We start from the raw sequence: 14,888 nt of genomic DNA, 5'->3' as shown, positions 1-14,888 counted from the left end.
TAAAGACTTAGCGAGCAGCTGCGACGTTCATGGCCGTATTGACTAACCCGAAGACGATATACAGTAAGAAAGGCATGGTGATGATCAGATGGAAGTCAACGAAGACCAGGACCAGAACGCCGAAGATGAGAGAAATGGCCAGGGCCGATTTGTGGAGCACGTCCGGGCTGGCCCCTTTGAAATCGGGGTTGTGGACCTTGCTGACCAGATGGTAGCCCAGGAGGACGACGAAGATGGCCAGCAGCCATGCCGGCAGGACGGCGCCGGAAATGACGTACGTCGCAATGAGGCAGCCGCCATTAGGAATCGGCATGCCCTGGAAATAGCCGTGGATGACGCCGGTGTTGAGGTTGAACCGGGCCAGGCGGATACCGCCGAGAGCGGCGTAGATGATGGCCGGGATGGCGCCAATCCAGCCCAGGGACTGGAGCGAATAAGAATAGATCAGGAAAGCCGAAGCGGCCCCAAAGGATACGACGTCGGATAAGGAGTCGAGTTCCTTGCCGAAATCACCGGCGACGCCAAGGGCGCGGGCCGAGCGGCCGTCGCAGGCGTCGCAGACCATGGCCAGCAGGATGCAGACACCGGCCCAGGTATAGAGCCCGTGGAGGGTCATGATCATACTCAGGACCCCGAAGCTGAGGTTTCCTGACGTAAACAGACATGGTATTACATTTTTCATTAGACTATCCTCCCTATGACGGATTCACCAGCACGGACCTTCTGGCCCTTCTTGACGGTGATTTCCACATTGTCGCGGACATAGATTTCTGCACACGACCCGAATTTGATCATGCCGTAAAGCTGGCCGTGCTGCAGTTCATCGCCCAAGGTGACCCAGGAGACGATGCGCCGCGCCAGGATGCCGGCAATGATGGTGACCAGGATATCCGTATGGGCTGAATGGATGCCGATGGAATAGCGTTCGTTTTCATAGCCGACGCCTTCTTTATAAGCCGGACGGAAGCGGCCGCACGTATACTGCTGGAAATCAATGGTCCCCGGCAGCGGTGCCCGGTTGACATGGGCATCGAAGATGGACAGGAAAATGATGATTTTCCGGCACTTCTGGTTGAGATAGGCATCTTCTTCCACTTCTTCGACGCCGACGACAGTCCCGTCAGCCGGCGACACCAGGAGATGGTCGTCTGTCGGCATGGTCCGGCTGGGGTTGCGGAAGAAATAGGTGAAATACGCAGCCAGCAGCAGCAGCGGAACCACGGCGTAGGCGTTGATGAAATAGCCTGCTGCCACAGCCAGTAACAGAGGCACGATAATGAAGGGGTATCCGTCTTCTACGATATAAGGTTTGTTCAAGACATCACTTTTCAACTCATCACCTCATCACTTAGGCCGGCCGCCCAGCTTGACAGCCGCGACGAATTTCGGCAGCGCCAGCATGCGTTTGAACCGCGTCGGCTCCTTCAACAGGCGATAGAGCCATTCCAGGCGGTTGTCCTGCATCCATTTCGGAGCCCGGCCGGCTTTGCCAGCCAGGACGTCGAAGGTCCCGCCGACGCCCATACAGACGCAGGGGCCGAGTTCGTAGAGATGCTCAGATATCCATTTTTCCTGTTTCGGCACGCCGAGGGCGACCAAGAGGATGCGCGTCCCCTTGCTGCGGATATCTTCGATGATACCCTGTTCTTCGTCAGCCGAAAAGAATCCCGAATGAGTCCCTACGATGTTCAGGGACCCCAGTTGCTGCTGCACATTGGCCGCAGCCTGTTCGGCAATGCCCGGGGCACCGCCAAAGAAGTAGACAGCCGTTTGGCGTGCGGCTGCTTCTTGGAGCAGACTGCACGCCAAATCGACACCTGTCACGCGTTCTTTAAATTTCTTGCCCTGCTGTTCTGCAGCCCACAGGACGCCGGCCCCATCGGGAACTACCAGGTCGGCATGCTGGAGGATATGGGCCAGTTCGCGGTCCGTCTGGGCCCGCATGACCATTTCTGCATTGGCCGTCGCAATGGAAGCGGCCCGGCCTTCGTCGATGCACTTAAAGGCCAGGTTCCGGGCTTCTTCCATAGTGACGTTCCATATGGGGATGGACAAGATATCGATTGTACTAATCAACGTATCCCTCCGCCCTGCTTAGTTTACGCTGTAGTTCGGAGCTTCTTTCGTGATGTTGACATCGTGAGGATGGCTTTCACGAAGACCGGCTGCGGTGATCTGGATGAACTGCGTATTTTCAATCATTTCTTTAATGTTGTGGCAGCCACAGTAGCCCATGGATGCGCGGAGACCGCCGACCATCTGATAAATCGTATCAGCTGCCGGTCCTTTGTACGGTACACGGCCTTCGATGCCTTCGGGGACGAGCTTCTTGGCATCTTCCTGGAAGTAACGGTCCTTACTGCCACATTCCATAGCGGCCAGGGAGCCCATGCCGCGGTATTCTTTGTAGCTGCGGCCCTGATAGATGACCGTTTCGCCCGGGCTTTCTTCCGTGCCGGCCAGGAGGTTGCCCATCATGACGACGTTGCCGCCGGCAGCGATGGCTTTGGCCATATCACCGGAATACTTGATGCCGCCGTCGGCGATGATGGGGATACCATAGCGCTGAGCGACTTTAGCACATTCATAGACGGCCGTGATCTGCGGTACGCCGATACCAGCGACGATACGGGTCGTGCAGATGGAGCCAGGGCCGATGCCGACTTTGACGGCGTCGACGCCGCATTCGATGAGGGCTTCCGTAGCGGCACCCGTAGCGACGTTGCCGGCGATGACCGGGAGATGCGGGTACATCTTCTTAATTTCTTTCAGCGTATTGAGGACGCCCAGGGAATGGCCGTGAGCCGTATCGATGACGACGACGTCAACTTTGGCAGCGACGAGAGCGTCGAGGCGGTCGGTCATGTCATGGGTTACGCCGACAGCAGCAGCGACCAGGAGACGGCCGTTGCCATCTTTGGCAGAATTCGGGTATTTCGTAGCCTTTTCAATATCCTTGATGGTGATGAGGCCCTGGAGGTTGCCTTCTTTATCGACAAGGGGTAATTTTTCAATGCGGTGCTTGCGGAGAATTTCTTTGGCTTCTGCCAGGGACGTGCCGACAGGAGCAGTGATCAGGTTTTCTTTGGTCATGATGTCACCGATGCGGCGGCTCATGTCTTCTTCAAAGCGCATATCGCGGTTGGTGATGATGCCGACGAGTTTGCCGTCGACCGTGATAGGTACGCCGGAGATGCGGTATTTTCCCATTAATTCATTGGCATCGGCCAGGAGATTATCGGGATGAAGGAAAATCGGGTCGATGATGATGCCGTGTTCCGACCGCTTTACTTTGTCGACTTCCCGCGCCTGGGCGGCAATGGACATGTTCTTATGAATAACGCCGATGCCGCCTTCGCGGGCTACGGCAATAGCCATAGGAGCTTCTGTAACGGTATCCATACCAGAGCTCATAATAGGAATATTCAGTTTGATATCGCGCGTCAGGTTCGTCGAAACGTCGACTTCCTTCGGGAGTACGTCCGATTTTGCCGGAACCAGGAGAACGTCATCAAATGTCAAACCTCTCATACCAAATTTATCAGATCTCATATTTGCACCTCTATTTTGAAAAATATAAGAAACTAAGGGGAAATACCCCTAAATAGCTTATCCCTTATTATAACTGAAATCAGCTCTTATGTACATATATTACAGCAAATTTCTATCAGTTATTTAAAAGGCCGGCAAAAGTATGGCCAAAGCGTCTCTTTAATGCCGCTTCTGCTTTCCCCAGGTCTTCGTGGCCCAGCCACCATTGCCGGGCCGCATCGCGGGCCGCCGCCAGGAGAGGTACATCGTTTATAATATCGGCAGCTTTCAAATCGGGCAGGCCATGCTGCATATAGCCGAAGAGCTGTCCCGAACCGCGCAGGAGCAGGTCTTTTTCAGCCAGCGTGAAGCCGTCGTGTATCTGTTCCATCCATTTCAGGCGCTGCCGCGTCTCATCGCTGCCGCCTTTGGCCATGAGGATGCAATAAGCCTGCAGATCGCCGCGGCCGACGCGGCCCCGCAGCTGGTGGAGCTGGGCCAGGCCGAAGCGTTCGGCGCCGTCGATGAACATGACCGTCGCGTTGGGGACGTTGACGCCGACTTCGATGACGCTCGTCGCGACCAGGAGCTGGATATCCCCTTTCTGGAAGGCTTCCATGACGGCTTCCTTCTCTTTGCCGGCCATACGGCCGTGGACGAGGCCGCACGTGCGCTTTTTGAAGACGCGGGACCGCAGTTCTTCGTAGAGGTCCGTCGCCGCCTGCAAATCGACGCTTTCCGAGGCCTCGACGAGGGGACAGACGACGTAGCACTGCTGGCCCTGGGCCATGAGCTTGTCCATGAAGATATAGACCCGCCGGCGCAGGGCTTCGCCGACGGCATAAGTCTTGACCCGTTTCCGCCCTGGCGGCAGCTCGCGGATAGACGACACGTCGAGGTCGCCGTAGAGGGACAAGGTCAGCGTCCGGGGAATGGGCGTGGCCGTCATGAACAGGGCATGTGGCTCCCTCCCCTTTTGTTCCAGCGCCGACCGCTGGCGGACGCCGAAGCGGTGCTGTTCGTCCGTGACGACCAGGCCCAGACAGCGGAAGGCCACGTCGTCCTGTATCAGGGCGTGAGTCCCGATGAGGATGTCAATGCCCCCCTGGGCCAGTTCTTCCAGGAGCTGCTGCCGTTCCTTAGCCGTCGTCCGGCCCGTCAGCAAGGCGATGTGGACGTCCAGGCCCTGAAAGAGGCGGCAGAATTCTTCATAGTGCTGGGCTGCCAGGATGCCCGTCGGCGCCATGAGGGCCCCTTGATAGCCGTTCTCTACGATCTTGGCCAGGGCCAGGGCGGCGACGACGGTCTTGCCGGAGCCGACATCGCCCTGGACCAGGCGCTGCATGGGCACTTCGCTCTCCATATCGGCCTGGATATCGAGGAAGGCCTGGGTCTGGCCTTTCGTCAGGGTAAAGGGCAGGTGGTCATAGAAGGCCTTGAGCAGATGGCCGTTAGGGCCGCATTTGATGCCCTGGCGCTTGCCTTCATGGCGCCGGCGCAGGAGCAGGCCGAGCTGCATGTCGAAGAGCTCTTCAAAGGCCAGCTGGCGCCGGGCCTGTTCCCGTTTCTCCATAGAATCGGGGAAATGCATCTGCTCATAGGCTTCGAGCGTCGGCATGGCGGCAAAAGGCGACTGACGGCATCCGTCCCATCCGGGCAGGATGTCTGGATGTTCCCTGGCCAGGTCCAGGGCCTGGCGCACGGCCTTGCGGATATCCTGCTGACGCAGGCCGTCGGTCAGGCCGTAGACGGGGACGAAGCCATCGCCGCCAGCCCGCCCTTCTTCCGTGTCGGGCGTATTCATCTGACGGCGGCCGTAAGCCCATTCCATCTTACCGAAAGCCGTCAGGGTCAGGCCGACATGGAACTGGCGTTTCTTGAAGGCCTGGTTAAACCAGACCAGTTCGGCCGCCCCCGTGCCGTCGCTGACCATGACCTTCAAGATGGAGAGGCCCCGGCGGGGCCGCATTTCCTGGACAGAAGCCACGGTCCCGCAGACCAGGACGGCCTTCCCCGTCCCGCACGGCGCCTGGCCGATGGGCCAGATGTGGCTGCGGTCTTCATAATCGCGGGGCATATATTGTAATAAGTCGGACACCGTCGCCAAATGGAGCCGGGCAAACAGGGCTTCTTTGCGCGGTCCGATGCCTTTTAAATCGCGAATGGAAAAATTCATACCAAAAACTCCTTGTCAAATATTCGTTTTTATTGTATCATATTTCGTAGGCTTTTTTAAAAAATAAAACTTGCTTTACCTAATAATCTGTGATAAGATTTATATGTTGTACTGTGATGGTGCAGGGAGGTGTAACCAATGGCAAACTTTTGCGAAATCTGTGGTAAAGGAACAATGAGCGGCATGAATGTCAGCCATTCCCACTTGAAAACGAAAAAAACCTGGAAACCGAATATCCAGCGTGTCCGCGCTGTCGTCGACGGCGAAGTAAAACGAGTTAATGTTTGCACTCGTTGCCTTCGTTCCGGTAAAGTCCAGCGTGATGTTTAAGGATGATAAAAAAAGCGTTGTCTGTGAAGACAACGCTTTTTTTAGTGGCTCGTGGCTCGTAGGGGTCGCCACGTGGGCGACCCGTTGGGAATTTGTGTGATTCCCCCAACGAAATGAACGGGGAATCGCACATATCCCGGAGCGGGCTCGCCACGTGCGAGCCCCTACATGCATATGTATTTTGCCAAGCGGGCCGCCCTGTCTTCGATGCCGGCGTTCTGGAGGATGCTCTTGGGGTCGTTGGCCGTTTCGATGAGGGCGAAGTACGGCGGCAGGATGAAATTCTTGTTGCAGTTCATGGCGTCCAGTATCTGTTCGGCCACGATGTCGCCGCCGCTGTAGCCGGAGACGACCAGGGCGTAGACTTCCTTATTGGCAAAGGCCGCTTCTTCCTTGCGGAACAGGGCCGTCAGCCTGTTGAAGAAGGCCGTGATATTGGCGCTGACGGCGTCGTTGTAGTTCGGGCAGACCAGGACGATGACATCGCCCTGGCGCACAGCGGGATAGACCTTTTCGACCATGACGCCGCCGTAGAAGCAGTCCCCTTTTTCGCCGAAGTGGAGGCACGTTTCATAGCTGCAGCCCCGGCAGTCGACGACGCTGCCGTTGCGCAGGGAAATCTCCGTGACCTTCGCCTTCCCCTGCAGATGGCGGCGGACCATCTCCCAGAGGAGGAGCGTATTCGACGTGCGGCGGCTGCTGGCGTGGATGACGACGATATCTTTGACCTTCCCTGACCCGGACGGGCGGACGAAGGACAGCAGCTTGTTGACCAGGCGGCCGGCACTGACGGCATAGGCCTCTTCATTAGAGAGGCCCTGGATCTTGGCCTGGGTATTAAAATTATAGAGAGAGCCCGTAGCCTCGACGAGAGGCTTCCCGGGAAAGATACAGCCGGCCTGATTGGCAAAGAAAATCAGCTCCCGGCCTATTTTTTTTGTAAAAAATTCCCCCTGCCCGTCGACGAGGACGGCACCGCGGCAGCCGGCCAGGCAGTGACGGTGGCGGACCAGGCAGGATACGAGGTGGACATAGGACAGGCTGACGCCGGCCCTGGGCAGGGCGACGGCAAAGAGGACGTCTGTCCCCTCTTTTTCCGCCGGCGTGCGGACGCACCAGCGCAAAAAGGCCTTTTCCCGTTCGATGACGGTATACGTCCGCCCGGCCAGGGCCCGGTCGAGGACGCGCCGGATGCGTTCCGTGTGGCCTGCTTCCTCCCAGCCGACCTTGACGACCAACAACATGGCAAGGCCCCCTTCCTATACGAGGCGGCTCAGTGCCGTATAAGCCCGTTTCCAGCGCGCATAGAGGGCCGGGCAGGCACAGACGTCTTCATAGGTCACGCAGCCGCCGGCGACGCGGTTCTTGACGCCGAAGAAAGCGCCTTTCGATGCATCGCCGAGGTAGACCGACCCGTAATGCCACTGGCCGCGCAGGGTCAGGATGATCGACAAGGCCGCCGACGACAGGGCCGGGGCGATGTAGGGCTTGTAGCCCAGGTCGCGGACGGCGACGTTGGCATGGACGACGAGGTCCGTCAGTTCCCTGGACAGCGCGTCATCATAGCCGTCGAGGCGGTCGGCGATGACCAGGTCTGCCCCGTGGGGTCCAAAGGCGCGGCCTTCTTGCAGATAATGGGCGAAGCGCGGATCCTTCTTCGCATAGTAGCAGGCCCGGGCATGCATGACGCCCAGGCCGTAGCCCTGGATCTGCGACGGATGGAGGCCGGAAGCAGTCAAAAAGGCGCGGCACAAGGGGTCGACCGGGTCCGATACGATGCAGACCTGGCCGCCGAAGCCGGCCTGGCGGGCCAGGGCCGCATAATGGGCGACGAGGCTGCGGTTGGCTTCGAGCTGGGCCATGCGCACGTCGCCGCCGGCGCCGACAGGCGGTACGCCCTTGCTGGCACAGAAAATGAAGACATCGCAGTCGAAGACGTCTTTTTCCGGGACGATGGTCACGGCCGGCAGGACCGGGTCGTCACAGCCATCCAGGCCGGCAAAGGGGTAGCGTATCTGGTTCATCTCCATTTCCAGGCGGGCCAGGTTCTTCTCGTTGATATCGCACATGCCGACAGAACCGATGACGTCCTGGCCGGCCAGGAGCAGGCCGATGAGCATGGTCGTGCCCACATCGCCCAAGGCGACGATATGGACGCGGGCCTTCCCGGCCAGCTGCGGTGCCCTGTCTAGGGGCATGGCAGAGGCTCCGATTTCTCCGGGCAGATCATGTATCCATTTATTCAAGTTCTCCATCTCCTTCCCCCCAGCGCAGGCGGATGAGCCGTTCGATATCGTTCTTGATGAAGCGCGTCGGATCCATGTTCTCATCGAACTTGACGCCGACGTCGATATCGGGGATGCGCGGGTAGGTAATGACTTCGCCGAGCCGCTTCAGGGTCAGGCGTTTTTCAAAGGTTTCCTGGTAGACGTCCTGCAATGTCTCCATGATAGATGCGGCATTTTGCAGACACGTCAGGGAGTATAAGTAGTCGGCGTCGCTGTTGCCCTTGCCGATGAAAGCCGGCTTGACATAGGGCAGGACCAGGTTGATCGACGGATTGCGGCCGTAGCCGCTGTAGTTATGGGCATTGTCCAGGCTGTCGCCGCCGATGAAGGGATAGCAGTCCCTTTCGTTGAGCCAGACTTCCAGGCTTGGCAGGAAATAAGCGCTCTCGGCGCGGATGTCCTTTTCTTCCATCATGTCCATGGCCTGACCGGTCATGACGCCGACCAGGACTTCCTTGATTTCGACGCCGTTCTGTTCCAGGTAGGGCGTCAGCATGCGCATGCGGTGGCCTTTGTGCAGGAGGTCGTCGATGAGGATGACCGGCCTGTCGAAGGACTTGATGGTCTTGACCTGATTGTCGACAGACGAATAGTGCTGACATTCGGCGATGGTAAAAGACTTGACCGTGCGGTCGAAATACTTATCGATGTGCAGGCCCTTGGTCACCGTGTTGGGCACGAGGACGTCGCTCAGGGCCTTGCCAAAGGGAACGGTCATGTACGGGCCGCGGCGCTTCTTCTTGTCTTCGACGATGGAAACGCCGTTGATTTCAGCGACTTTCTTGATGATCTTATTATAAAAGGCACTCATGTTGAAGGACAGGATGAGCTGGCCCGGATAAATGTGGTTCATGACCGACAACAGATTGTTGTGGGCCTCGTAGATGGCCCGGCGGACGCGGGGATTCTTGTTGAAGGGGTTCTTGATGGTCGTTTCGACGTCGCGGAAAATGACGATGGGCGATTTCATGTTGACTGCATAAATCGGCGTCTCTTCCGGCGGCGCAATGTTGACGAACCCCTGGCGGCGCAATGCGTCGATGACGGGCTGCTCGCAGCCGGCCGGATCGACGGGATGGTAAACAGCGTAGGCGTAGTCGCGGGCAATGAGCTCTGTCAGGATTTCCGTAATGATGATCTGGCTGACATTGGCAATGCCGGCCATGTCGTCGGCATAGAGAAAGCCGATGCAGGCAATGCCTCCGTCAGCGGCATCGCGGATGTGCGAGGCAATGGCCGAGTCGTGGAACTCGCGCAGCAAATCGCGGGAGCCCACGCGGTGGACGGCGGCGTAAGCGATCATCTTGCGCTCCTGGCTGGCGTCGTCGATGTACAGCGTCCAGACGTAGTCCTTTTCGACGTAGCTGTCGACGGTCTCCGTATGGTAGCCTTTATCCCAGAGGGCGCTGCAGATGGGCCACAGGCTTTCGGCGCCGCGCGGCTTGAAAGAGCCGATGCCGATTTCCCGGGCTTCCAGGACGTGCTTGTACGCCGGTTCGCGCAGGTAGAGGTTGTTGTCGTAAATGAAGTTCTGGGCCACGGCGTCGATGAGGTTGGAAATATCCCGGTTGAGGTCGATGTTCTCGCGTATCTTCGTCGAGCTGATGTCTTCGTAGAACTTGTCCAGCGTCAGGCGGATGACCTTGGCCTGGATGCCGTAGGTCTTTTCATGCTGGTCCGGTTCGGCATTTTCCCGCGTCTCCCTGGCGAAGGCGATATGGTTGACCGTATGGATCGAGTCCGGCGTCGGTACGGCCCGGTAAGCCGATGCATTTTCGATGACGTCCGTGCCGACGGCGATGTACAGGTCCCGGCCGGCAAAGATGTCCTTGAGCTCCTTGATGTCCGCCGGATTGGCGATGTTGATGGGGATATCGTCCGGGAAGGGATACATGTTCTCTTCATCGGCGACGGACATGTTCATGATCTTGCGGCGCATGAGCCGCGGCTGGGTGTGCTTGGACCAGGAAAATTCATCGAGGGCCAGGTAAATGTCGAAGCCCAGGTCGCGTATCTTGCAGGCCACGGCCTTGTGGCCCAGGCTGAAGGGGTCGAAGGTCCCCGGATAGAAGCAGGGCTTGCGGCCTGTTTCAAAGGTAAAGGGCCCTCTGGCGAATTCGTGCTGGCTGATGTAGCGGTAAATATGGTTGAGCACGGCCGAATTGCTGTAGAAATCCAGGTTTTCTTCGCTGTTCTCATCGAGGAGGACCAGGAGTTTCTTATAGCAGTGGCTGAAGAGGAAATCTTTCCGTTCGTCCGGCATGAGCGGGCTGTGGAAGATGAATTTCCCTAAATCGCGGAAGGCGTCGCGGCTCAGTTCCTTATTGTAATGGGCATAGGCCTTAATCATGATGTACAGCAGGCGGCGCTGGCGCTTTTCGTTGACTGCCGGGTCTTCTGAGAACTCTTTGGCAAATTCGTCGAATTGTTCCAAAATGATGCCCACTGTCTGGACCATGGACGCTGCCAAGGGGATGTTGACCGTCAGCAGCTGGCCTTCGATGGTCTTGACGAATTCGTCGAACTCCCGCGGCGGCAGCTTGAGGATCATCTTGCCCAAAAATTCCGGCACGTATTTAGAAATCTGCGGGTCGCCGATTTCCAAGCCGTTGAACAGTTCGACCGTCAGTTCGTTGCGCTGGGCATAAGTCATGTTCGAGGCGATTTTGAGCAGGCTGTTGCCGGCGGCGCGGCGGACGAAGATGGATTCGCTGACCTTGAGCAGATTGGTCAGATGGGTCCCGAGATGCATGACGCTGCCGGCATCGCTCTGGTCGTCGATGTAGCGCAGCATGAGTTCCAGGTTGGCCACTTTGACGACCCAGTGGGTCCCCATCTTGAGGTCGACCAGGAAGAGGTTGCCTTCCCGTTCAAAGAAGGCGTCCCGCCCTTCAGGCAGGTTCATGACCTTGAGCAGGTCCTTATAGTACAAGTCGTCCGTATAGTCGGCAAAGACGTGGCGGGCGCAGTTCAGGGCGGCCACGCGCAGGTTGAAGGATTCACTCTGCTTGGCCCTTTCGATGAAGGGGCCGGCGGCGGCCATAAAGGCTTCGTCCAGATAGTCCCGGTCCATGTCGGCCAGGACCTTCAAGAGGATGATATACTCTTCTTCACTGTAATTGCGCCGTTCATAATACGGTCCCATGACGGCCGTATAGCGGGGACGCTGGGACCGGGCACAGCGGTGCAGGACGGCCGACACAAAGGTGCTCAGGCAGTAGCCGATCCACAGCTTGTGCTGCTCGGTGAAGCGGATATCCGGGCAGATGATGCGGTCCAGGTAGGTCGTGAACAGGGACAGGTTGGTCACGGCCTTGGCCGGCAGGGAGACGCCTTCGGGCAGTTCCTTGGTATACGTATCGTTGAAATTGGCGATGATGCGTCCCATGAGGGCTGCCGCCTGCAGGCGGATGTCGCCTTCGCGGTGGGACAAGAGCTCGTAGAGGAACTTCAAGGTCATGAGCTTCTGATGCTCCGTCATGTACGTCGAATATTCCTCGAAGATGCCGATATACGTGCGGACATTCTTCCACTGCCGCTCGCTGCGGGCCGCTTCGATGAGGTTGCCAAAATCGCTTTCATCGCGGAAGATGCTCATGAGGCGGATGTTGTGGTCGATGGCGGCATATTTGAGCTGGGCAATGACGTCATTGCCTTCGAGGAGGACCTTTTCCCGATGGATGGGCTGCGGCGGGTCGGCCGGTTCCCAGGCGAAGTCGGCAGGCAGTTCGGTGACGACGCCGTGTTCTTTCATGAAATCTTCAAAGTCCGCCAATTTAGCATAGACTTTCTGATAGCGCTGGCGCTTGGCGTCGTCGACATTATCCAGCTTCCCCAGGATGACGTCGAAGGCCTGGGCCAAGGAATAGAAATGGACGATTTCCTTTCCCTGGGCATCGCGGCTGCTCTTGACGCGGAAATCGGCATAAATGAGCAGCAGCGATTCGACGGACAGGTTTTCCAGTTCCAGGTCCCAGACGGAATGGTTAGCCGCGATGTGGCCGATACCCGGCAGGCCCAGGCGGCGGCAGCACATGCCCGTATAATAATAATGTAAATAAGGGACCCGCTTCTCTTCATTCTTCTTGCAGCCGTACTTGCCGATATCATGGCAGGCAGCGGCGCCGGAAATGAGGGCGACGTCGACGGGGATGCCGTTCCGCGCCAGCTGTCGGGCTGCGTAAACGGCGACGTAGTGGACGCCGCCGACGTGGCCCAGCGTATTGAAAGGCGTAATGTCGACGCCGATGCGCATGAATTCATAAATATAATCGTCGGCAGCCAGTGTACGCAGGCGCAGGTATTCCTTGGTGTAGCCGTGGGCCATGATTTCCTGGACCGATACCATGAGCATGTCCCGCTTGGGGTCGAAGGGCAGAACCTGGCGTTCATAGCGGTAGAGGCCGCGCAGGACCTGCATGAGGATCAGGCAGCCCCGCCGGTAGATGTCGCCATGACTTCCGCGCCCTGTCAGGGCCATGGCCTCCGGGCCCTGGCAGGAACCGGGAAAGAGGCGGGCCAGGACGCGCTGATGGCAGCAGCGCAGCCAGCCGCCGGCCGGTTCGTCCCGGAGGCAGTCCAGATAGGGTTTGGCCGCCGCGACGACAGCAGGCGAAGAAAAGCGCCCTTCCCCGTCGCGGCAGTGCTGTAATTCATCGGCCAGGGACCGCAGGCGGCTGCGGCGTATCCAGGCCGTCATTTCATCTTTTTCCATTCCCAGCGTCGCCAAAAAATGCCGGCTCTCCAGAGCCGCCGACAGGGACGTGAAAATGGCTGTCGTCGAATCTTTCATAGTGCTCCTTCCGAAGTTTGATGTCGTAATGTCAAACCTCACGCAGTGACGCAAAAAGGGCCCTTGCATAATGGTAAGAACCATGATGCAACAAGCCCCCCTCGCCGCCATTGGCTGATTTTATTCTGGATACAGTTCTTTATTGCGTTTGACGATTTCCATGACCAGGTTTGCCGTTTCTTCGATAGCCTTGGACGACACATCGATGATGGGACAATGGAGGCGGCGCATGACACCGCGGGCATATTCCAGTTCTTCATTGATGCGTTCGATATTGGCGTAGCTGGCGTTGGCATCGAGCCCCATGCTGCGCAGCCGTTCCGAACGGATGAAATTCAGCTTGAACGGGTCGATGATGAGGCCGACGATCTTGCGGGCCGGGATCTGGAACAGTTCCGGCGGCAGGCTGACTTCCGGCACCAGCGGCAGGTTGGCCGCTTTGATGCGCTTATGGGCCAGGTACATGGAAAGGGGCGTCTTCGACGTGCGCGAGACGCCGACGATGACGATATCGGCCTTCAAGAAGCCCATGGGGTTCTTGCCGTCGTCGTATTTGACGGCGAATTCGATAGCTTCGACGCGTTTGAAATATTCTTCGTCGAGCTGATGGATCATGCCGGCCTTCAAAGTCGGTTCCGTATCCGTCAGGGTGCCGACACCGGCCAGCATGGGGCCGATGATATCGACGACGGTGACGTTGGCCGACTTAGTCAGTTCCCGCAGTTTCCGGCGCAGGGTCGGCGAAATGATGGTGTAGCAGATCATGGCATTGTGAGCTTCGGCCTTGCAGACCAGCTCCTCGATTTGCTGTTCCGACCGGATGTACGGTACGCGGATGATGTTGAATTCTTGCTTGTCGTACTGGCTGGCTGCTGCCCGGGCGACGCGTTCAGCCGTTTCACCAAGCGAGTCTGAGCAGGCATAAATAATCGGTTTTTCCACAGTTATCTCCTCCCTAACCCACATTCTACAAAGAGACGGGTTATGTTCGTTTTTGATATCCTGCCGAGGATCTTCAATTCCTTCTTGTCGTCTTCATCGGTACTTTCGACCTCGACGACAGGCAGGCAGTCGATTTCATATTCGATCAGGCGCTGAGCGGCGACGATAGCCTTTTCCTCAGGCTGGGCATAGATCACTTTGCTCACTGGCGTCATGACCATGCGCACCGGCAGGGCCCGCAGGTCATTGCTGCCCATAGCCGTTTTCAATAAATCCTTTCGCGATACGACGCCGGCCAGGATATTGTCCGTCCCGACAAAGACGGTCCCCGCATCTTCCGTAAACATGGCGATGATCGCATCGTAAGCACTCGTATGCTCACCGACGATCACAGGCTGTGACAGGCAGGAATCAATGGTGATATCCGTGATGGCCCGCGAGAGCAGGTCTTTTTCTTTATTGCCCGTAAAAAAGTAGCCTAATTTCGGCCGCGCATCGATGAGCCCTAACATGGTCAGGATGGCCAGGTCCGAGCGCAGGGCTGCCCGCGTCACGTGGAGCCGGTTGGCAATATGCTGGCCCGTAATCGGACTGTTTTCCTTTACAATCTGTAAAATCGTTTCCTGACGTTCCGATAACATAGCGTCTTTTCACCCCCTACATAGCAAGCGTTCTCTTATTCACTTATTATCATAACATATATAAAAACATCCCGCGATATAAGATGTATAATATGCAAATAGTGTATAATACAAGGTCCTAGTATGAGAAAAAGGCGGCCCAAAAGTCTGTTTTTCTTTTGGGACCGCCTTTCTATTACTCATAAATC

11 protein-coding genes are annotated in these 14,888 nt (G+C 57.4%); 1 reads left to right on the top strand and 10 read right to left on the bottom strand.

Annotated features, from left to right (window positions below; translation table 11 throughout):
* Positions 1-7: 7 nt before the first annotated feature.
* The 5 genes from ACFCTO_RS09275 to recG all read right to left on the bottom strand — a co-directional run bounded on the left by ACFCTO_RS09275 (position 8) and on the right by recG (position 5,707).
* A complete protein-coding gene (locus ACFCTO_RS09275) occupies positions 8-682 on the bottom strand; it encodes a CDP-alcohol phosphatidyltransferase family protein (protein WP_020310678.1) in 675 nt (224 codons plus the stop codon).
* Positions 682-1,332, bottom strand: a complete 651-nt coding sequence (locus tag ACFCTO_RS09270; protein ID WP_292105825.1) for a phosphatidylserine decarboxylase — start codon at positions 1,330-1,332, stop codon at positions 682-684. The genes ACFCTO_RS09275 and ACFCTO_RS09270 overlap by 1 nt, the downstream gene beginning before the upstream one ends.
* Positions 1,333-1,344: 12 nt before the next feature.
* Positions 1,345-2,076: a WecB/TagA/CpsF family glycosyltransferase gene (locus tag ACFCTO_RS09265; RefSeq protein WP_418293168.1), complete on the bottom strand. Its 732-nt coding sequence runs from the start codon at positions 2,074-2,076 to the stop codon at positions 1,345-1,347.
* A gap of 18 nt (positions 2,077-2,094) precedes the next feature.
* Positions 2,095-3,552, bottom strand: coding sequence for an IMP dehydrogenase (gene guaB / locus ACFCTO_RS09260; RefSeq protein WP_014014993.1), 1,458 nt, complete (start codon positions 3,550-3,552; stop codon positions 2,095-2,097).
* A gap of 115 nt (positions 3,553-3,667) precedes the next feature.
* Complete coding sequence (recG, locus tag ACFCTO_RS09255) at positions 3,668-5,707, bottom strand: ATP-dependent DNA helicase RecG (RefSeq protein ID WP_499876778.1); 2,040 nt, start codon at positions 5,705-5,707, stop codon at positions 3,668-3,670.
* Positions 5,708-5,845: 138 nt separating this feature from the next.
* On the opposite strand from recG, the gene rpmB reads away from it, so the two are divergent.
* Positions 5,846-6,037, top strand: a complete 192-nt coding sequence (gene rpmB, locus ACFCTO_RS09250) for a 50S ribosomal protein L28 (RefSeq protein WP_014014995.1) — start codon at positions 5,846-5,848, stop codon at positions 6,035-6,037.
* Positions 6,038-6,201: 164 nt separating this feature from the next.
* On the opposite strand, the gene ACFCTO_RS09245 is transcribed toward rpmB, so the two are convergent.
* From ACFCTO_RS09245 to ccpN, 5 genes are all read right to left on the bottom strand, one after another.
* A complete protein-coding gene (locus ACFCTO_RS09245) occupies positions 6,202-7,281 on the bottom strand; it encodes a flavodoxin family protein (RefSeq protein WP_499876777.1) in 1,080 nt (359 codons plus the stop codon).
* 15 nt (positions 7,282-7,296) lie between these two features.
* The gene (locus ACFCTO_RS09240) at positions 7,297-8,292 is read right to left on the bottom strand and encodes a Rossmann-fold NAD(P)-binding domain-containing protein (RefSeq protein ID WP_292260565.1); all 996 of its coding nucleotides are present in this window, start codon (positions 8,290-8,292) and stop codon (positions 7,297-7,299) included.
* Positions 8,276-13,117: a nucleotidyl transferase family protein gene (locus tag ACFCTO_RS09235; RefSeq protein WP_499876776.1), complete on the bottom strand. Its 4,842-nt coding sequence runs from the start codon at positions 13,115-13,117 to the stop codon at positions 8,276-8,278. Before ACFCTO_RS09235 ends, ACFCTO_RS09240 begins: the two co-directional genes overlap by 17 nt.
* Positions 13,118-13,237: 120 nt before the next feature.
* Positions 13,238-14,059 carry a pyruvate, water dikinase regulatory protein gene (locus ACFCTO_RS09230; RefSeq protein ID WP_292260570.1) on the bottom strand — a complete coding sequence of 274 codons (822 nt, stop codon included), beginning with the start codon at positions 14,057-14,059 and terminating at the stop codon, positions 13,238-13,240.
* A gap of 2 nt (positions 14,060-14,061) precedes the next feature.
* Positions 14,062-14,700 (bottom strand): transcriptional regulator CcpN, encoded by a 639-nt coding sequence (gene ccpN, locus ACFCTO_RS09225; RefSeq protein ID WP_020310667.1) that lies wholly within the window; start codon positions 14,698-14,700, stop codon positions 14,062-14,064.
* Positions 14,701-14,888 lie beyond the last annotated feature (188 nt).

Source organism: Megasphaera indica, from assembly GCF_046614755.1.
In the GTDB taxonomy this organism is placed as follows: domain Bacteria; phylum Bacillota; class Negativicutes; order Veillonellales; family Megasphaeraceae; genus Megasphaera; species Megasphaera intestinihominis.
This window is presented reverse-complemented; position numbering and strand designations above follow the sequence as displayed.